The organism is Micromonospora sp. CPCC 205554 (assembly GCF_036902745.1).
In the GTDB taxonomy this organism is placed as follows: Bacteria; Actinomycetota; Actinomycetes; order Mycobacteriales; family Micromonosporaceae; genus Micromonospora; species Micromonospora tulbaghiae.
This window is the reverse complement of record NZ_JBAKHP010000004.1, coordinates 17,656-37,695: the sequence shown is the minus strand read 5'-3', so window position 1 is coordinate 37,695 and position 20,040 is coordinate 17,656. Positions and strand designations below refer to the sequence as shown.

Here is a 20,040-nt window from a genome sequence, read left to right as displayed (position 1 = left end):
GTGAATGAAGGAACCCCCATGCAGAACGACATTCCGGCCGACGACGGCGTCGAGCCCATCGCCATCGTCGGGCTCGCCGCCCGCCTGCCCGGCGCGGCCGACGTCGACGAGTTCTGGCGCAACCTGGTCGACGGCGTGGAGTCGACGACCGAGCTGACCCGCGAGGAGCAGCTCGCCCGCGGCGCCCAGCCGCAGGAGGTCGACGACCCGGGCTGGGTCAACCGTGCCCCGCTGGTGGACGGCTACGACGAGTTCGACGCCGGCCTGTTCGGGATGACCGCCCGCGAGGCCGAGATCACCGACCCGCAGCACCGGCTGTTCCTGGAGACCTGCTACACCGCGTTGCAGGACGCCGGCTACGACCCGGGCCGCTACGACGGCGCGGTGGGCGTGTACGCCGGCACCGGCGGCAACACGTACATGCACCGCAACGTGCTGCGCAACAAGCGGGTCGGCGGGAACCCGCACGGTGCGGTCTCGCTGGCCACCGGCAACTCGCCGAACTACGTGGCCACGAACGTGTCGTACCGGCTGGACCTGCGTGGACCCAGCATGACCGTGCACACCGCCTGCTCCACCTCCCTGGTCGCGTTCCACCTGGCCTGCGAGGCGCTGCGCAACGGCGAGTGCGACATGGCCCTGGCCGGCGGCGTCAACATCGAGCTGCCGCACGTCGGCTACCTCGGCATGGACGGCTTCACCTCGCCGGACGGGCGGTGCCGGCCGTTCGACGCCGGAGCGAACGGCACGGTGTGGGGCAGCGGCGTCGGCGTGACGCTGCTCAAGCGGCTCTCCGACGCGATCGCCGACGGCGACACCATCCGCGCGGTCGTGCTCGGCAACGCCATCAACAACGACGGCGCCGGGAAGGTCGGCTTCACCGCCCCCAGCATCGACGGGCAGATGGAGGCCGTCGCCCAGGCCGTCGAGCTGGCCGGCGTCGACCCGCGCAGCATCAGCTACGTCGAGGCGCACGGCACCGGCACCGCGCTCGGCGACCCGATCGAGGTCGCCGCGCTGTCCGCCGTCTACACCAAGGACACCGACGAGCGCGGCTGGTGCGGCATCGGCTCGGTGAAGTCGAACATCGGCCACCTCAGCCAGCCGTCCGGCATCGTCAGTGTGATCAAGACGGTGCTGGCGATGGAACACGGGCTGATCCCGCCGACCATCAACTACGAGACGCCGAACCCGGCCATCGACTTCGCCGACACCCCGTTCTACGTGGCGAACACGCTGACCAAGTGGGACACCGACGGCGGTCCGCGCCGGGCCGGCGTCAGCTCCTTCGGCATCGGCGGCACCAACGCGCACGTGGTGCTGGAAGAAGCCCCGGCCGCGGGCCGGCCCGAGCCGTCCGCCCGCCCGGCGCACCTGCTCCAGGTGTCGGCGAAGACCCCGACCGCGCTGGACACCGCCGTGCGGCGGCTCGCCGGCCACCTGGAGAGCGGCAGCGACGTGGCGCTGGCCGACGTGGCGCACACGCTGCGCGTCGGCCGCCAGGTGTACGCCCACCGCGCCGCCGTGGTGGCCGGCGACCCGGCGTCCGCCGCCGCCGCGCTGCGCGAGCGGCGCAAGGGTCACCGGGGCGCCGCCGAGGGCCCCGCGCCCCGGGTGGCGTTCCTGTTCAGCGGCCAGGGCTCGCAGTACGCCGGGATGGGCGCCGAGCTGTACGCGCAGGACAGCGCGTACGCCGCCGCCGTCGACGAGTGCGCCGAACTGCTCCGCCCCGAGCTGGGCCTGGACATCCGCGACCTGATCCTGGGCCGCGACCCGGACGCGGCGGACAAGCTCACGCAGACCCGTTACACCCAGCCCGCCCTGTTCACCGTCGAGTACGCGCTCGCCGCCGCCTGGCGGGCCGCCGGGGTCACCCCGGCCGCGATGATCGGCCACTCCATCGGCGAGTACGTGGCCGCGACGGTGGCCGGGGTGCTCGACCTCGCCGACGCGCTGCGCGTGGTGGCCGCCCGGGGCCGGCTCATGCACTCCCTGCCCGCCGGTTCGATGCTGGCGGTCACGCTGGACGAGTCGGAGGTGACCGGGAAGCTGCCCGAGGGCCTGTCGGTGGCGACCGTCAACGGCCCCGGCACCTGCGTGGTCGCCGGTGAGACCGCGCTGGTGGAGGAGTTCGCGGCGAGCCTCGGCGGCAAGAACAAGTCGAAGGTGCTGCGCACCTCGCACGCGTTCCACTCGCCGATGATGGACCCGATCCTGGACGAGTTCACCGCGCTGATGGCGACGGTGCCGCTGCGCGCCCCGGCGGTGCCGTTCGTGTCGAACGTGACCGGCACCTGGATCACCGAGGCGCAGGCCACCGACCCGGCGTACTGGGCCGCGCACCTGCGCCGCCCGGTCCGCTTCGGCGCGTGCGTGGCCACGCTGCTCGCCGAGGGCACCTGGGCGCTCGTCGAGTGCGGCCCCGGCCGGCAGCTGGCCAACCTGGCCCGGATGCAGGTCGCCAAGGCCGGCGAGGCGCAGCGTGCGCTGACCCCGCTGGGCAGCCTGCCCGGCCCCGGCGAGCAGACCGGTGACGTGGCCGCGCTGCTCGGCACGGCCGGCGCGCTGTGGTGCGCCGGGGTGCCGGTGAGCCTCCCGGCCGATCCGCACGCGCGGCGGGTGCCGCTGCCCACGTACCCGTTCGAGCGGCGCCGCTACTGGATCGACCCCGACCCGGAGCAGGAGGTCGCCGCGGCGCCCGCCGAGACCGGCCCCCGCCCGCTGCCGGAGTGGTTCGCGGTGCCGGCCTGGCGGCAGGCCCCGCCGGTCCGCACGGCCGAGCCGCTGGGACGCTGCCTGGTGCTGGCCGACGGCCCGCGCGGCGAGGCGCTCGTGGCCGCGTTGCGCGCCGCCGGTGACGACCCGGTCGAGGTACGCGCCGGCGAGGCGTTCACCGCCACCGCGAACGGCTTCCGGCTGCGCCCCGGCGTACGCGCCGACGCCGAGGAACTGGTCGCCGCGCTCGGCGCCGACCTGCCCCGGCGGATCGTGCACGCGTTCGCGCTTGACGGCGAGCCGGCCGGCACCGACCCGGCGGCCGCCTGGGCGGCGCAGGAGCGCGGCTTCTTCGGCGCGCTGCACCTGGTGCAGGCCCTGGCCGGTGCCGGTGTCACGGCCGACGAGGCGGGCGTACGCCTGGACCTGGTCACCGCCGGCATCGGCGACGTACGCGGCGACGACCTGGTCCGCCCGGAGCACGCCACGCTGGCCGGCCTGGCCCGGGTGCTCCCGGCCGAGCTGCCCGGCCTGACCGTGCGGCTGCTCGACACCGACCCGGCCGCGCGCGGTGTCACCGCCCTGGTGGCCGAGCTGCGCAGCCCGGTCGACGCGGAGCACCCGGAGGTGGCGCTGCGCGGCGACCGACGCTGGCTGGCCGGCTACGAGCAGGTCACCGTGGCCGCCGAGGACGAGCCGGGCGTGCTGCGCGAGGAGGGCCGCTACCTGATCACCGGCGGTCTCGGCGGCATCGGCGTCACCCTGGCCGAGGACTTCGCCCGCCGGGCCCGCGCCAAGCTGGTGCTGCTGGCCCGTTCCGGGCTGCCCGAGCGGGACGACTGGGACGCGCACCTCGCGGTGCACGGCGGCGCCGACCGGGCCGGGCGGGCCATCGCGGCGATCCGCCGGATGGAGGCCGCGGGCGCCGACGTGCTGGTGCTCGCCGCGGACGTCACCGACGCGGACGACCTGCGCCGGGTCCGCGACGAGGCGGAGCGCCGGTTCGGCGGGCTGGACGGCATCGTGCACGCCGCCGGTCTGCCCGGCGGCGGCATGGCCGAGGTGAAGGAGCGCGACGAGGCGCGGCGCGTGCTGGCCCCGAAGCTGGCCGGCACCCTGGCGCTGGCCCGGGTCTTCGGTGACCTGCCGCTGGACTTCGTCGTGCTCTGCTCCTCGATCACGGCGGTGATCGGCGGGTTCGGCCAGGTCGACTACTGCGCCGCGAACAACTTCCTGGACGCGTTCGCGCGCTCCGGCACCGGGTTCCGCGCGCCTGTGGTGTCGCAGAACTGGGGCGGCTGGGCCGAGGTCGGCATGGCGGTGGAGACCGCCGCGCCGGCCGCGTTCCGGGCCGCCGGGCGGGACACCGTGACCACTGCGGTCGACCATCCGGTGCTGACCACGATGGTCGCCGGCCCGGACGGCACGGTGCTGCACGGCCTCGTCTCGGCGGACACGCACTGGCTGCTCGACGAGCACCGGATCGGCGGGGTGCCGGTGGTGCCGGGCACCGCCCACCTGGAGTCGGTGCGCGCCGCGGTGGTGGCCGCGCTGCCCGCGCCGGGGCCGGACGCCGCGGTGGAGCTGCGGGACGTGGTGTTCCTGGAGCCGTTCTCGGTGCCGGACGGCACCGTGGCACAGTACCGGGTCGAGCTGACCCCGGCCGAGGACGGCACCGACTTCACCGTCGCCAGCCTCGCCGCCGGACAGGCGCGCACCCACGTACGCGGCACCGCCGGGTGGACCACCGATGCGGCCCCGCCGGCCGCCGTGCCGGCGGTGGCCGGGCGGCGGGTCGACGACGACGCCTCGTTCGGCCGGGGACGCACCAGCATGCTGACGTTCGGGCCACGCTGGGCGGCGCTGGCCGAGCACCACCTCGCCGACGGCGAGGAGCTGGCCCGGGTGCAGGCACCCGCCGCCGCGCTCGGTGACCTGCCCTCCTGGGGGATGCACCCGGCGCTGCTGGACGTGGCCACCGCGTTCGGCCGCGGGCAGGGCTCCGGCACCTACCTGCCGCTGTCGTACGGCCGGATCGTGGTGCGCGGGCCGCTGCCGGCGACGTTCCACAGTCACCTGCGGCACCGGCCCGCCGCCACCGACGAGGTGGTCGCCGCCGACCTGTCGCTGCGCGACCCGGACGGCCGGGAGCTGGTCGCGATCAGCGACTTCGTGCTGCGCCGGGTCGACCAGGACGCGGTCACCGGCAACCTGGCCGAGTCCCCGGCGGCGACCGGTGACGCCCCCGCGCCGGTCACCGAGGACATCCGCCCGGTCGACGGCGCGGAGGCGTTCCGCCGCAGCCTCGCCGCCGGACTCGGCGCCCAGGTGGTGATCGCCACCCGCACCGTGGCCGACATCCGGCGCCGGGCCGCCCGGGTCACCACCGACAGCCTCGCCGAGGAGACCGACGCGCCGGCCGGCCCGGCGGCCACCGGCGGCGGCTCGGCGGCGCCCGGCACCGAGCTGGAGAAGACGATCGCCCAGGTGTGGCGCGACGGCCTCGGCGTCACCGACGTCGGCGTGGACGACGACTTCTTCGCCCTCGGCGGCAACTCGCTGGTCGCCGTGCAGCTCATCGCCGCCATGCGCAAGGCGACCGGCGTACGGCTGCCGATGCGCAGCCTCTTCGAGACCCCCACGGTGGCCGGACTGGCCGCCCGGATCGAGGAACTGCGTGCCGCGGCGCCCGCCGACGCACCGGCCGCCCCGGCGGCGATCCCGGCCATCCCGCGGCTGCCCCGCGGCTGACATCCCGACGCACACAAGGAGACACCGCACCATGAGCGAGACAACCGCGACGCTGCCGGTGGTCGTCGAGAGCGACGGCCGGGCGCTGACCGACCTGATCACGGCCCGGCGCGCCGAGCTGCGGGACACCCTCGTCGCCAGCGGCGGGCTGCTGTTCCGCGGCTTCGACGTGGGCGGCGTGGACGGCTTCGACCAGGCCGTACGCGCGCTCGCCGGTGAGCCGCTGACCTACACCGAGCGCTCCTCGCCCCGGCACTCCATCAAGGGCCGGGTCTACACCTCGACCGACTACCCGCCGGACGAGGAGATCTTCCTGCACAACGAGAACTCGTACCAGGCGCGCTGGCCGCTGACGCTGTTCTTCTACTGCGTCACGCCGCCGCAGACCCGGGGCGCCACGCCGCTGGCCGACGTGCGCCGGGTCTACGAGCTGATCGACCCGGCGGTCCGGGAGGAGTTCGTCCGCCGCCGGTGGATGCTCGTGCGCAACTTCCACGGCGACTTCGGCACCCGCTGGCAGGAGGTGTTCAACACCGAGAGCCGCGCCGAGGTCGAGGCGTACGCGGCGGACAACGGGATCATCGTGGAGTGGGTCGGCAAGGACGGCCTGCGTACCCGCGCGGTCCGCGACGTGGTGCACCACCGCCCCGGGTCGGACACCCCGCGCTGGTTCAACCACGCCACGTTCTTCCACCTCAGCACCCTGCCGACCGACTACCAGGAGGGGCTGCTGGCCATGTTCGGCGCCGACGGGCTGCCGTCGAACACCTACTACGGCGACGGCGGCGAGATCCCCGCCGACGTCATGGACCACCTGCGCGCCGCCTACCGGGTGGCCACCGTCCGCTTCGACTACCAGCGCGACGACGTGCTGGTGGTGGACAACATGACCGCCGCGCACGGCCGGGAGCCGTTCACCGGTCCCCGCAAGATCGCCGTCGCGATGGCCGAGCCGCACACCCCCGAGAACGCAGGAGCGAACTGACATGGCCGAACCCCGATTCCTGGTCGTCCGCAACGACGAGGAGCAGTACTCGATCTGGTCGGCCGACCGGGACCTGCCCGCCGGCTGGCACGACACCGGCTTCGCCGGCAGCCGCGAGGAGTGCCTGGCCCACGTGGACGAGGTCTGGACCGACATGCGTCCCCGCTCCGTGCGCGAGGCCCTCTCATGAGCGCGAGCCAGGAGTGGACCTTCCCGGCCTCCTACGCCCAGGAGCGGGTGTGGATGGCCAACCAGCTCGACGCCGGGTCGCCGGTGTTCAACGTGTCCTTCCCGTGGCTGTTCCCGGCCGGCGTGGACGCCGGCACGGCGAGCGACGTGGTCAACCGGGTGATCGCCCGGCACGAGGCGCTGCGTACCCACCTGCGGACCGACGACGGCGCGCTGGTACAGGTCGTGCGCGCCCACGAGCCGGCGCCGCTGCCCGTCACCGACGTCACCCACCTGCCGGCGGGTGAGCAGCGGGCCGAGTTCGAGCGCATCCGCGGCGAGATGGCGCGCCTGCCGATTCCGCTGGACGCGGCGCCGCTGTGGCGGGCCCGGCTGATCCGCATGGAGGAAGGGCTCGCGTTGGCGTTCGTGGTGCACCACGCCGTCTTCGACAGCCACTCCGCGGTGCTGTTCCACGCCGAGCTGGTCGCGTTCTGCGAGGCCGCGCGCACCGGCGCCGAGCCCGCCGTGCCCGAACTGCCCATCCAGTACGCCGACTTCGCGGTCTGGCAGCGCCAGCAGCTCACCGGCGAGGAACTGGACCGGCAGCTCGCGTTCTGGACCGGTCACCTGGCCGGCGCGCCGCCGGTCACCGGCCTGCCGCTGGACCGGCCCCGCCCGGCCCAGCTCGGCTTCGCCGGTGACGAGGTGCGTTTCACGCTGCCCGACGGGCTGCTGGACCGCGTCGGCGCGCTGGCCACCGGCGCCCAGGCCACCCCGTACATGGTGCTGCTGGCGGGTTTCGCGGCGCTGCTGTCGCGGATCTCCGGCGACGCCGACGTGGTGGTCGGCGTCTCCACCGCGGGCCGGGACAACCCGGAGCTGACGCCGCTGATCGGCATGTTCGTCAACCCGGTGGCGCTGCGCTGCGACGTCTCCGGCGACCCGGCGTTCGCGGCGCTGCTCGGCCGCGTCCGCAACGGCCTGATCGACGCCATGGAGCACGGGCAGACGCCGTTCCAGAAGATCGTCGAGGCGGTCGACCCGCAGCGTGACCCGTCGGTGCAGCCGATCTTCCAGACCGCGCTGAACTGGATCCCGGACTCCGGCCTCGACCCGGTGGAACTGGGTACCACCAAGGACGACCTGGCCTTCGACATCACCACCGGCGACTGCCGCCTGGTCTACCGGACCGACCTGTTCGACCGGGCCACGGCCGAGACGGTGGTCCGCCGCTACGTCCGGCTGCTCGACGCCGCCGTCGCCGAGCCGGAGCGCACGGTCGGCGCGCTGCCGCTGCTCACCGACACCGAGCGGGAGCAGGTGCTCGGCGCCTGGAACGACACCGCCCGCGACGTGCCGGTGACCACAGTGGTCGACGAGGTGCAGCGGCAGGCGGCCGCCACCCCGGACGCGGCGGCGCTGGTCTGCGACGGCGTGACGCTCGGCTACGGCGAGCTGAACACCGCCGCGAACCGGCTGGCCCGGCTGCTCGTGGCCCGGGGCGCCGGCCCGGAGACGCGGGTCGCGCTGGCGCTGCCCCGCTCCTGCGACCTGGTCGTGGCGATGCTGGCGGTGCTCAAGGCGGGCGCCGCGTACGTGCCGGTGGACACGGCGTACCCGGCCGGCCGGATCGCGTACCTGCTGGCCGACGCCGCGCCCGCGCTGGTGGTGACCGCGCCGGACACCGCCGCCCTGGTGCCCGGCGACGCGCTGGTGCTCGACGGCGAGGTCGGCTCGGACCAGTCCGGCGACGACCTCACCGACGCCGACCGGGTCGCACCGCTGCGCCCGGAGCACCCGGCGTACGTGCTCTACACCTCCGGCTCCACCGGCCGCCCGAAGGGCGTGGTGGTCGAGCACCGGGCGGTGACCGCGTACCTGGCGTGGGCCCGCGCCACGTACCCGGGGCTGGCCGGGGCGGCGCTGCTGCACTCGCCGGTGTCGTTCGACCTCACCGTCACCGGCCTGCTCGGCACGCTCACCGCCGGCGGCACGGTCCGGCTCGCCGCGATCGACTCCCCGGCCGCCCGCGCCGGTGGCCGGCCGGCCTTCCTCAAGGTCACGCCGAGCCACCTGCCGCTGCTCGACGCCGAGCTGTCGCCGACTGCCGACCTGGTGATCGGCGGCGAGGCGCTGACCGGGGAGCAGCTCGCCGCGTGGCGGGCCGCGCACCCCGACGTGGCGGTGATCAACGAGTACGGCCCGACCGAGGCCACAGTGGGCTGCGTCGCGGCCCGGATCGCCCCCGGCGAGCCGGTCCCGGCCGGTCCGGTGCCGATCGGCACGCCCACCTGGAACACCCGGTCGCTGCTGCTCGACGCCGCCCTGCGGCCGGTGCCGCCGGGCGTGGTGGGGGAGCTGTACGTCACCGGCACGCAGCTCGCCCGCGGCTACCACGACCGGCCCGGCCTGACCGCCGAGCGGTTCCTGCCCTGCCCGTACGGCCCGCCGGGTGCCCGGATGTACGCCACCGGCGACCTGGCCCGCTGGCGTGCCGACGGCACGCTGGACTACCTGGGCCGCCGCGACGACCAGGTCAAGGTGCGCGGCATGCGCATCGAACTGGGCGAGGTCGAGGCCGCGCTGCTGGCCCACCCGGACGTGCGCGCCGCCGCCGCGGCGGTACGCACCGACGGCGGCGAGCCGACGCTCGTCGGCTACCTGGTGGGCCCGGCCCACGAGGACTCGGTCCGCGCCGAACTGGCCCGCGAGCTGCCCGCGCACCTGGTGCCGGCCGCCCTGGTCCGGCTGGACGCGCTGCCGCTGACGCCCAACGGCAAGCTGGACCGTGCCGCGCTGCCCGCCCCGGCGGCGGCCGAGCCGGAGCAGGACAGCTACGTCGCGCCCCGCACCGAGGCCGAGGGCCTGGTCGCCGAGGTGTACGCCGAGATCCTCCAGGTGGAGAAGGTCGGCGCCCTGGACGACTTCTTCACCCTCGGCGGCAACTCGCTGCGCGGTATGCGGGCGATGGCCCGGATCCGCGCCGAGGTGGACGTCGACCTGCCCATGCGGGCGCTGTTCAGCAGCCCTGTGGTGGCGGACCTGGCCGCCCAGATCGAACAGCGGATCGCCGCCGAACTCGACGGGCTCTCCGACACCGAGGTCGCCGCGCTGCTCGCGGCGGAAGAGGGAACCAACTGATGACCGACCTGAAGGATCCGGCCCGCGAGGCGGCCCGGCAGGCGCTGATCGCCCGACGGCTACGCGCCCGCCAGACCGCCCCCGCGGCCCGGATCACCCCCCGCCCGTCCGGCGCCCAGGTGCCGCTGTCCTACGCCCAGGAGCGGGTCTGGTTCATGGACCAGCTCGCCCCGGGCGAGGCGGCGTACCACATCGCGGTGCCGCTGCGGGTACGCGGACCACTGGACGTGGACGCGCTGCGCGCCGCCCTCACCGCGCTGGCCGACCGGCACGAGTCGCAGCGCACCCGCTTCCCGGCCGACGCCGACGGCCGTCCCACAGTCGTCATCGCGGACACCGCCGACGTGCCGCTCACGGTGGTGGACGCGCCGGACGAGGCCGCCGCGCAGGCGCTCGTCGACGCGGCGGCGGCCGAGCCGTTCGACCTGGCGAACGGTCCGCTGCTGCGGGCCCTGCTGATCCGGCTCGCCGCCGACGACCACGTGCTGTTCCTCGCCCAGCACCACATCGTCGGCGACGGCTGGTCGGTGGACGTGCTGCTGCGCGACCTGATCACGCTCTACCGGGGCGGCGAGCCGCCCGCGCTGCCGATCCAGTACGGCGACTTCGCCGTCTGGGAGGCCCAGGAGCTGGACGGGCCGCAGGCGCGGGCGCACGTCGACTACTGGAAGCAGCGGCTGGCCGGCATCACGCCGCTGGAACTGCCGCTGGACCGGCCGCGCCCGGCCACCCAGACCTACCGGGGCGACTTCGTCGAGTTCCAGCTCGACCCGGCCGCCACCGAGGCGCTCAACGCGCTCACCCGCGACAGCGGCGGCACGCTGTTCATGACGCTGCTCGCCGCGTACCAGGTGCTGCTGGCCCGGCACGCCGGTCAGGACGACTTCGCGATCGGCGCGTCGGTGGCCGGCCGGTCCGCACCGGAGCTGGAGAACCTCGTCGGCATGTTCATCAACATGCTGCCGCTGCGCGCCGACCTGGGCGGCGACCCGACGTTCGCCGAGCTGCTGGAACGCACCCGCCGCACCGTGCTCGACGGGTTCGAGCACGCCGAGGTGCCGTTCGCCAAGGTGGTCCACGAGCTGGGCCTGCCGCGCGACGTCAGCCGCTCCCCGGTGTTCCAGGCCATGTTCGTGCTGCAGAACTACGAGATGGGCCGGTTCACCGGCGTGTCCCGCACCGACGAGGTCACGTTCTCCTGGACTCCGATGGAGTTGCAGGCCACCCGGTTCGACTTCGAGCTGCACGCGGTGGAGACCGTCGACGGGCTCTGGGGCAAGCTGGTCTTCAACACCGACCTGTTCGACCGGGCCACTGTGGAGCGGATGGCGCAGCGCTGGACCACCTTGCTCGACGCGGTCGTCGCCGCGCCGGACACTCCGGTGTCCCGGCTGCCGCTGCTGCCCGCCGCCGAGCGGGACCTGCTCGCCGCCTGGAACGACACCACGGCCGACTTCCCGCGCGAGCAGACGCTGCACGGTCCGATCGAGGAGCGCGCCGCGGCCACCCCGGACGCCGTGGCGGTCACCATCGACGGGCACAGCCGCACGTACGCCGAGCTGAACGCGCAGGCCAACCGCGTAGCGCACCGGCTGCGCGCGGCGGGCGTCGGCCCGGAGACGCTCGTCGGGGTCTGCGCGGAACGCTCGGTGGAACTGGTCGCCGGGCTGCTCGGCGTGCTCAAGGCCGGCGGCGCGTACCTGCCGCTGGACCCGGAGTACCCGGCCGACCGGCTCGCGTTCATGGTCGGCGACGCGGACGCGCCGGTGGTGCTGGTCCAGTCGCACCTGCGCGACGTACTTCCCGACACCGGCGCCACGGTGCTCGAACTGGACGACGCCACGGTCTGGGCCGGCCGGCCCGACACCGACCCGGCGCCCGCCGCCGGGCCGGAGCACCTGGCGTACGTCATCTACACCTCCGGTTCCACCGGTCGCCCGAAGGGCGTGCCGAACACGCACCGGGGCATCGTCAACCGGCTCGACTGGATGCAGAAGACGTACGGCCTCGGCGCCGACGACGCGGTGCTCCAGAAGACCCCGGCGAGCTTCGACGTGTCGGTGTGGGAGTTCTTCTGGCCGCTGCGTACCGGCGCCCGTCTGGTGCTGGCCAAGCCGGGCGGCCACAAGGACGCGGGTTACCTGCGCGACCTGCTGGTGTCCGAGCGGATCACCACGGCCCACTTCGTCCCGTCGATGCTGACCGTCTTCCTCGCCGAGGACGGCGTGGAGGCGGCGACCGCGCTGCGCCGGGTGATCTGCTCCGGCGAGGAGCTGCCGCCGGCCTCGGCGGCCGACTTCACCGCCCGGCTGCCCTGGTGCGGACTGCACAACCTGTACGGCCCGACCGAGGTGGCCATCGACGTGACCGCCTGGGCGTGCGAGCCGGACCGGCTGGCGCAGGTGACCAGCGTGCCGATCGGCGCGCCGATCGCCAACCTGCGACTGCACGTGCTCGACCCGTCCGGCGCGCAGTGCCCGGTCGGGGTGGCCGGTGAGCTGCACATCGGCGGCGTCGGGCTGGCCCGCGGCTATCACCGGCGGCCCGCGCTGACGGCGGAGAAGTTCGTCCCCGACCCGTTCTCCTTCGAGCCGGGCGCCCGCCTCTACCGCACCGGTGATTTGGCCCGCTGGGTCGTCGGCCCGGACGGTGCCGGGGTGATCGAGTTCCTGGGCCGCATCGACCACCAGGTCAAGCTGCGCGGCCTGCGCATCGAGCTGGGCGAGATCGAGAGCGCGCTGCGCGAGCAGGCGGGCGTCACCGAGGCCACGGTGATCGTCCGGGAGGACAGCCCGGGCGACAAGCGGCTCACCGCGTACCTGGTGGGGGAGGCCGAGCACGCCGCGCTGAAGGCGGCGCTGAAGGACACGCTGCCGGAGTACATGGTGCCGGCCGCGTTCGTCACGCTCGACGCGCTGCCGCTGACCCCGAACGGCAAGCTGGACCGCAAGGCGCTGCCCGCGCCGGTGGTCACCCGCGAGGCGTCGGTGGCGCTTGTGGAGCCGCGCGACGACACCGAGCGGGCGCTCGCCGCGATCTGGTCCGAGGTGCTGGGCGTGGACACGCTCGGCATCGACGACGACTTCTTCGACCTGGGCGGGCACTCGATGCTCGCCACCCAGGTGGTCGCGAAGATCCGCAAGGCGGAGCTGGGCGGCCGGGCGGTCGGCGTGATGGACCTGTTCCAGCAGCGCACCATCCGCGACCTCGCCGCGTTCATCTCCGGCGACGCCGCGCAGGAGGGGCCGCGCCGGCTGCTCTACGAGCTGACCAAGCCGATCCCGGCGGGCAAGCGGGTGCTGACGTACGTCTGCGTCCCGTACGGCGGCGGCAGCGCCATCGTCTACCAGCCGCTGGCCGACGCGCTGCCGGCCGGGTACGGGCTGTGGTCGCTGGCGATCCCCGGCCACGACGTGGGTCTCAGCGAGGACGCGCTGCCGTTCGACGAGCTGACCAGCCGGGTCGCCGACGAGATTCTGGAGCGGGTCGAGGGACCGATCGCCCTGTACGGCCACTGCGGCGTGGGCAGCGCCATCCTCGCCGACGTGGCCCGCAAGGTCGAGGCAGCCGGCCGGGACCTGGAGGCCGTCTACATCGGCGCCATGTTCCCGTTCGCCCGCCCGAAGGGCGTGATCGCGGCGCTGCGCGACCGCCTCGAGCGGCTCAGCAGCAACAGGCACTCCGCGAGCTGGCTCAAGTCGATGGGTGTGGACACCGACGAGCTGGAGCCGGAGCAGGCCGACCGGATCATCAGCAACATGCGGGCCGACTCCCGCGCCTCGGAGGAGTACTTCACCCGGCTGCTGGACCAGCAGGCGGCGAAGCTGCGCGCGCCGATCATCTCGGTGGTCGGCTCCGAGGACCCGGTGACCGACTACTACCGCGAGCGGTACGCCGAGTGGCAGTTCCTCAGCGACACGCTCGGCCTCGTGGTGCTCGACCAGGCCGGGCACTTCTTCCTCAAGTACCGGGCCGAGGAACTGGCCGAGATCGTCACCCGGGTGCATCCGGCGGTGGTCGCCGGTGACGTCGGCGCGCTCACGCCGGAGGCCCGCGGTGAGGACGCCGGCTGGGTGGTGGCCGACACGCTGCGGGTCGGGGAGGACCGCAAGCCCACCACGACGGTCAAGCCGAGCATGGGCCGGTTCATGGCCATCACGACCGGTCAGCTCATCTCCAGCACCGGTTCCGCGCTGACCGCGTTCGCGCTGCCGATCTGGCTGTTCAACCGCACCGGCTCGGTGGCGAACCTCGGCCTGCTCTGGGCGCTCGCGCTGATCTGCGGCGTGCTCATGCTGCCGGTGGCCGGCGCCCTGGTCGACCGGGTCAGCCGGCGGCGGATCATGATGACGGCGAGCTGCTTCGCCGGTTCCGTCCAGCTCGTGCTGGCCGCCCTGTTGTGGACCGACAACCTGGTGCTCTGGCACATCTACATGCTGGTGGCGCTGAGTTCGGTGGCCGGTTCGTTCCAGCGGATCGCGTTCCAGTCGGCGGTGCCGCAGCTGGTGCCCAAGCGCTACCTCGGGCACGCCATGGGCATCACCCAGCTCTCCACCGGTGTGGCCACGCTGCTCATGCCGGCGTTCGCGGCCGGTCTGCTCGCCACCATCGAGCTGAAGGGCATCCTGCTGGTCGACGTGGCCAGCTACGTGTTCGCGGTGCTCACCCTCGCCGTGGTCCGGTTCCCGGACGCGCTGGGCTGGCGGCCCCGGGAACGGCTGCTGGTGGCCATCGCCAACGGCATGCGCTACTCCTGGCGGCACCGCGGATTCCGGCTGATGCTCGGCTACTTCGCGCTGGGCAACATCTTCCTGGCGCCCGCGCTGGTGCTCATCACGCCGCTGGTGCTGTCGTTCGGCAGCCCGACGCAGGTCGCGCAGGTGGCGCTGGCCGAGGCGGTCGGCGCGGTGCTCGGCGGCGTGCTGATGTCGCTGTGGGGCGGTCCGCGCAGGCGCCGCATGATCGGCGTGCTGATCGGCAACCTGGGCACCGCGATCGGCTGCGTGCTGATCGGCCTGGACGCGTCGGTGGCGATGATCTGTGTCGGCTTCTGCTGGCTGGCCATGTCGATGACCACCGCGCAGTCGATCTACGCGACGATCGTCCAGGTGAAGGTGCCGCAGCGCTTCCACGGCCGGGTGTTCAGCCTCAACCAGACCATCTCCTGGTCGACGCTGCCGATCGGCTTCGCGCTGCTCGCGCCGGGCGCCACCGCCCTGTTCGAGCCGATGCTCGCCCCGGGCGGGGCGCTGGCCGGTTCGGTGGGCGCGGTGATCGGCACCGGTCCGGGCCGGGGCATCGGCTTCGCGTACATCTGCTTCGGCGTGGCGCTGATCCTGATCACGCTCGGCGGGTTCGCGATCCGGCTGCTGCGCCGGTTCGACATCGAGGTGGAGGACTCCCTGCCGGACGACCTGATCGGCGCCCAGGAGCGCGAGAAGCGTCTGGCCGCCAAGGCCGAGAAGAAGGAACTTGTCTCGGTCTGACCCCGCCTCCCACCCGCTTGATCAAGGAGTTCGTGTCCGTTCCGGGCCCCCCGGCCGGCACGAACTCCTTGATCACCGGGGCTAGCATCGGTGCGATGAGCGAGGACGTCATCGACGCGTTGCTGCGGGAGATGGGGCGCCTCGACCCGTGTGCGGCGGTGGTCGAGGCCGGTGAGCTGGACGTCGACGGGCTCACCGACTACAGCCCGGACGGTCACCAGGCCCGCGCCGACCTCGCCGCGCACGCCCTGCGCCGGATCGAGGCGCTGCCCGCGACCCCGCTGCACGCCCACCTCGCCGAGCGGCTGCGCGCCCGGACCGCCTTCCACGACGCCGGGGAGGACCTGCGCGAACTGCACGCCGCGGCCACCGGTCCGCTCCAGCTCATCCGCCAGTGCGTCGAGTCGGCGGTGCCGGGCCGCGACGCCGGGCGCGCGGCCTCCGAGGACGGCTGGGCCCGCGTCGGCGCGCGCCAGACCGCGATCCCGGCCGCGCTCGACGGGTACGCCCGCAGCCTCCTGCTCGCCGCCGGGCGCGGTCACCTGCCGGCCCGGCGCCAGGTGGAGCTGGTGACGCAGCGCTGCCGCGCCTGGATGGACGACGACACCGCCCTGGTGAGGCGGTACGGCGACGGCCCGCAGCGCGACTCGTTGCAGGCGGCGGCCCAGGACGCGCGGGAGGCGTACCGGAGGTTCGCCGCGATGCTCGACGCGGACCTCGCGCCGCGGGCGCACGACGACGAGGCGTTCGGCCCGGAGCGGTACGCGCTCTGGGTGCGGGCCTTCCTCGGCGCGGAACCGGACCTGCGCGAGTTGTACGAGTGGGGCTGGGACGAGTTCACCACGATCGAGGCGGAACTCGTCGCCGAGGCGAAGGCGCTGGGCGGCACCGTGCCCGAGGTGCGGGACCGGCTCGACCGGCCCGACGCGCCCGGCGTCCTGCACGGCCGGGACGCGTTCGGCGCCTGGCTCCAGGAGCTGCTGGAGGCCACCACCGAGCGGCTGCACGGCACCCACTTCGACATCCCCGCGCCGCTGCGGCGCATCGAGTCACGCATCACCGTGTCGGGCGGCACCGCCTACATCGCGCCGTCCCGCGACCTGTCGCGGCCGGGCCGGGTCTCGTGGCTGCTGCCCGAGGGCCGGGAGCACCTCCCCACCTGGTGGGCGTACAGCACCGCGTACCACGAGGGCGTCCCCGGCCACCACCTGCACCTCGGCTCCGAGGCGTGCCGGGGCGGTCTCGGGCAGCGGCTGAACCTGCTCGGCGGGCTCTCCGGAGCCCAGGAGGGCTGGGCCCTGTACGCCGAGCGGTTCATGGACGAGCTCGGGCTCTACGAGCAGCCGGGCGCCCGGCTGGGACACCTGTTCATGCAACTGCTGCGGGCGGCCCGGGTGGTGCTCGACATCGGTCTGCACCTGCGACTGCCGATGCCCTCCGGCAGCGGCGCGCCGTGGACGCCGCAGGCCGCGCTGGGCCTGCTGCGCGACCGCTGCCATCAGGGGCCGTACGCGCCTCTGGAACTGGCCCGGTACCTGGGCCGGCCCGGCCAGGCGCTCACCTACAAGGTGGGGGAGCGGGTGTGGCGGGACGGCCGCGCGGCGTTCCCCGGCGACCGTCGCGCGTTCCACAACCGGTCCCTGGAACTCGGCTCGCTGGGACTGGACCAGCTCAGAAGCGCTCTCGCGGCCTATCCGGCCTCGTCGGCGGGCAGCTCCTCCGGGTCGGCCACCCAGGCGGAGTAGACGGGCAGCGCGTGCCACGGGCCGCCGTCCGGGTCGGTGGTCACCGCGACCACCGCGTACGGGTGACCGAACCGCAGCTCGGCGACGCGGGCGACGCCCTCCGGCGGCAACGCTGTCGCCCGGCCGAACGCGGTCACCGCGGCGGCCTCGAAGCCGTAGCGGCCGAACCGGGCCACCGCCGACTGCGCGGCGTCGAACTCCGGCCCGGTCAGGCGCAGCAGCTCGCCGAGCGCCCGAGCCGCCGCGTCGAAGCCGAACCCGGGCGCGGTGAGGTCGTGCCGGCTCTGCGCCGACCAGCACGGCAGCACCGCCGTGGCGCGTTCCTCCCGGCCGTCGGCCGCGTACGTCCGGGTCGGCTCCTCCCGCAGCGCCCACAGTGGTGTCTCGCCCAGTGGCAGGTCGAACAGCGACCGGTGACCCGGTACGGCGTCCGGGGCGAGCGCGGCGGCGCTCGCCAGTTCCTGCGCGGCGGCCAGCACGTCGGCGGCCGGCACCTCGGGCGCGGCGGCCACCGACACCACGAGCATCCCGGCGCCGCCGTCGCCGGCCGGCACCGCGTGCACCGCCACGTCGCCGGCCCGGCCGGTGGCCGCCACCCAGCAGCGGTGCCCGGACGGCGGCGTGCGCAGCACCCGCCGCAGGCGGCTCGACCAGGCGCTGCCCGCGCCCAGCTCCGCGCCGGGGGCCGTGTCGAACGGGTCGGCCCATGACACCCGGGTCGCGAGCGCGTTGGCCAGGACCAGCAGCGTGTCCGGGGTGACGTCGACCGGGAAGCGGTCGATCAGCCCGCCGGTACGCTCCCGGGCCCAGGCGTCGAGCGCCGTCTGGTCCGGCAGCGCACCGCGCTCGGTGTCCTCCGGCAGGGCGGCCCGCCAGGCGGCCAGCTCCACCGCCGGGGTGCGTTCCCACAGCGCGGTGGCGGCGGCGACCATCGGGTGCGGCGCGGCGAGCAGTGCCCGGGCCTCGGCCGCGGCGTCGTCCGGGTCGGCGCCGAGCGCCTCGGCCAGCGCCGCGCGGGCGTCGCCGGTGGCGGTCGGGCCGGTCAGCGCCAGCAGCAGCCAGGCGCCCAGTGGGGAGGCGACGTGGTGGGCGTCGCCGGCGGCGCGGTGCAGCCGCTCGGCGTAACGGGCCAGGGGTGCGCGCAGAGGAGTCACGGCTCCACTCTGCCCGGTGGCGCGCCCGGCGGCACGCCACCGGTCAGGACCACAGCTCGAACGGCTCGTCGATCTCCGTTCCGGCCAGAAACGCCGGCAGCAGCTCCGGCAGCCGCCCGGGGTAGCAGCGCGGCCGCTCGGCGAGCACCTCGGCCAGCGGCCACCAGCGGAAGCCGAAGTAGTCCTCGACCTCGTAGTCCAGCCGCAGCGCCTCGTCCACGTCCGGCCCGGGGCCGGGCAGCCGTACCGTCACGATCACCTCGTCCTGGAGGTGGCGGCGCTGCCGGTGCCGGAAGCTGGCCCGCCGCCGCCAGGTGGGCGCGCCGACCTCGTCCGGGCCGATGGCGATGCCGGTCTCCTCGCGCAGCTCGCGGACCGCGGCCTCCCGGTACGTCTCACCGGGGTCCAGCCCGCCGCCGGGCAGCTCCCACCACACGCCGAGGTCCGGATGGTCCGGGTCGCGGGTGTGGAACAGCAGCAGGCGGTCGGCGGCGTCGAGCACCACCAGCCGTACCGCGCTGCGTTCGAACAGCGGCAGATCGTCGGGCAACTCCACGCTCCAAGCCTAGGGAACGGGGCAGCGCCGCCGCGCGACCGCCGGACACCGCCGACTAGGCTGCCCGCCGTGGCAGGTCTGTTGAGGAACGTGGCGTCGAAGCTCGGCCGGATCACCCGGGGCGTGCCCGCCCCGGCCCGCACCGGCGGGCCGATCCCGGCCCAGGTCGCGCGCCGCCGCCAGGTCAGCGCGTTGCAGCGCCGCGAGCTGTCGTACGCCCCGGAACCGGACGGCCAGGCCGACCCCGGCGAGATCGTCTGGACCTGGGTGCCGTACGAGGACGACCCGCGTCAGGGAAAGGACCGCCCGGTGCTGGTGGTGGGCCGGCACAGCCGCACGCTGTTCGGGCTGATGCTGTCCAGCCAGAGCGACCGGCACGGTCAGCGGCACTGGCTGGCGCTGGGCCCGGGGGAGTGGGACCGGGACAACCGGCCGAGCTGGGTGCGCCTGGACCGGGTGCTCACGATGCGCGAGGACAGCATCCGCCGCGAGGGCGCGGTGCTGGACCGGCCGCGGTTCGACCGGGTCGGGCAGGCGTTGCGCGCCGGCTACGGCTGGCGCTGACCGGCCGGACCGAGCCCGGCCGGCACCGCGACGAGCCGGCGGACCGGGCTCAGCGCCGCGCGACGAGCCGGGCTCAGCACTCCGCGACGAGCCGGGCGCAGCCGGTTCAGCACTCCGCGACGAGCTGGCGGGCCGGGCGGGCGGGGCCGAGCGTCTTCGCCTCGTACATGGCCGCGTCGGCGCGGCAGAGCGCGTCGGCGAGCTGGGTGGGGCAGTGCACCGGCGCGAGCCCGACCGAGGCGGTGACCTGGATGCTGCGCGCGCCCAGCGGGATCGGCGCGGCGAGCGCCTCGCAGAGCCGCCGGGTGGCGTGCTCGATCCACCGGCGGTCCGGCGTGGGGCTGGCCAGCAGGCCGGCGAACTCGTCGCCGCCGAGCCGGGCGACCAGGTTGGGGCCGGCGAACGCGGCGAGCCGCTGCGCCACGCAGACCAGCACCTGGTCCCCCGCGGCGTGCCCGTAGCGGTCGTTGACCTGCTTGAAGTTGTCCAGGTCGAGCACGACCGCGACGAGTGGCTGACCGGCGGGGTCGGTGAGCAGGGCGGCGGCCAGCCGGAAGAACGCGCGGCGGTTGGGCAGCCCGGTGAGCGGGTCGTGGCTGGCGGCGTGCCGCTCGGCGGCCAGCTCGGCCTGGAGCAGCTCGATCTCGGCTTCGGCGCGCAGCGCGCGGCGGCGTAACTGCCAGGCGGAGACGAGCGCGCCCGCCGCGGAGATGCCGGAGGCGATGGTCATCGGATCCGCCAACGCGTCCTCCTCACCGCAGTCCCGAAGCCG

10 protein-coding genes are annotated in these 20,040 nt (G+C 74.8%); 7 read left to right on the top strand and 3 right to left on the bottom strand.

What is annotated here, in order from left to right; translation table 11 throughout:
- Positions 1-18 precede the first annotated feature (18 nt).
- The 6 genes from V6U82_RS08805 (at position 19) to V6U82_RS08780 (ending at position 16,994) form a co-directional block, all read left to right on the top strand.
- On the top strand, positions 19-5,466 hold the full coding sequence (locus tag V6U82_RS08805) for a type I polyketide synthase (protein WP_334460373.1): 5,448 nt from the start codon (positions 19-21) through the stop codon (positions 5,464-5,466).
- 31 nt (positions 5,467-5,497) lie between these two features.
- On the top strand, positions 5,498-6,451 hold the full coding sequence (locus V6U82_RS08800) for a TauD/TfdA family dioxygenase (RefSeq protein WP_334460372.1): 954 nt from the start codon (positions 5,498-5,500) through the stop codon (positions 6,449-6,451).
- A gap of 1 nt (position 6,452) precedes the next feature.
- Complete coding sequence (locus tag V6U82_RS08795) at positions 6,453-6,641, top strand: MbtH family protein (RefSeq protein ID WP_013285950.1); 189 nt, start codon at positions 6,453-6,455, stop codon at positions 6,639-6,641.
- A complete protein-coding gene (locus tag V6U82_RS08790; protein WP_334460370.1) occupies positions 6,638-9,763 on the top strand; it encodes a non-ribosomal peptide synthetase in 3,126 nt (1,041 codons plus the stop codon). The genes V6U82_RS08795 and V6U82_RS08790 overlap by 4 nt, the downstream gene beginning before the upstream one ends.
- Entirely contained in the window at positions 9,763-15,249 is a 5,487-nt protein-coding gene (locus V6U82_RS08785) for a non-ribosomal peptide synthetase/MFS transporter (RefSeq protein WP_334460368.1), read from the top strand. The genes V6U82_RS08790 and V6U82_RS08785 overlap by 1 nt, the downstream gene beginning before the upstream one ends.
- Positions 15,250-15,344: 95 nt before the next feature.
- Positions 15,345-16,994: a DUF885 domain-containing protein gene (locus tag V6U82_RS08780; protein ID WP_334460366.1), complete on the top strand. Its 1,650-nt coding sequence runs from the start codon at positions 15,345-15,347 to the stop codon at positions 16,992-16,994.
- On the opposite strand, the gene V6U82_RS08775 is transcribed toward V6U82_RS08780, so the two are convergent.
- Complete coding sequence (locus V6U82_RS08775) at positions 16,940-18,148, bottom strand: hypothetical protein (RefSeq protein WP_334460365.1); 1,209 nt, start codon at positions 18,146-18,148, stop codon at positions 16,940-16,942. The genes V6U82_RS08780 and V6U82_RS08775 overlap by 55 nt on opposite strands.
- A gap of 43 nt (positions 18,149-18,191) precedes the next feature.
- On the bottom strand, positions 18,192-18,704 hold the full coding sequence (locus tag V6U82_RS08770) for an NUDIX hydrolase (RefSeq protein ID WP_128139271.1): 513 nt from the start codon (positions 18,702-18,704) through the stop codon (positions 18,192-18,194).
- A gap of 69 nt (positions 18,705-18,773) precedes the next feature.
- Here V6U82_RS08770 and V6U82_RS08765 point away from each other — a divergent pair, with 69 nt between their 5' ends.
- A complete protein-coding gene (locus V6U82_RS08765) occupies positions 18,774-19,268 on the top strand; it encodes a type II toxin-antitoxin system PemK/MazF family toxin (RefSeq protein WP_128139272.1) in 495 nt (164 codons plus the stop codon).
- Between the two features lie 106 nt (positions 19,269-19,374).
- Here the strand turns inward: V6U82_RS08765 and V6U82_RS08760 are convergent, their stop codons facing one another.
- A complete protein-coding gene (locus V6U82_RS08760; protein ID WP_334460363.1) occupies positions 19,375-20,010 on the bottom strand; it encodes a GGDEF domain-containing protein in 636 nt (211 codons plus the stop codon).
- Positions 20,011-20,040 lie beyond the last annotated feature (30 nt).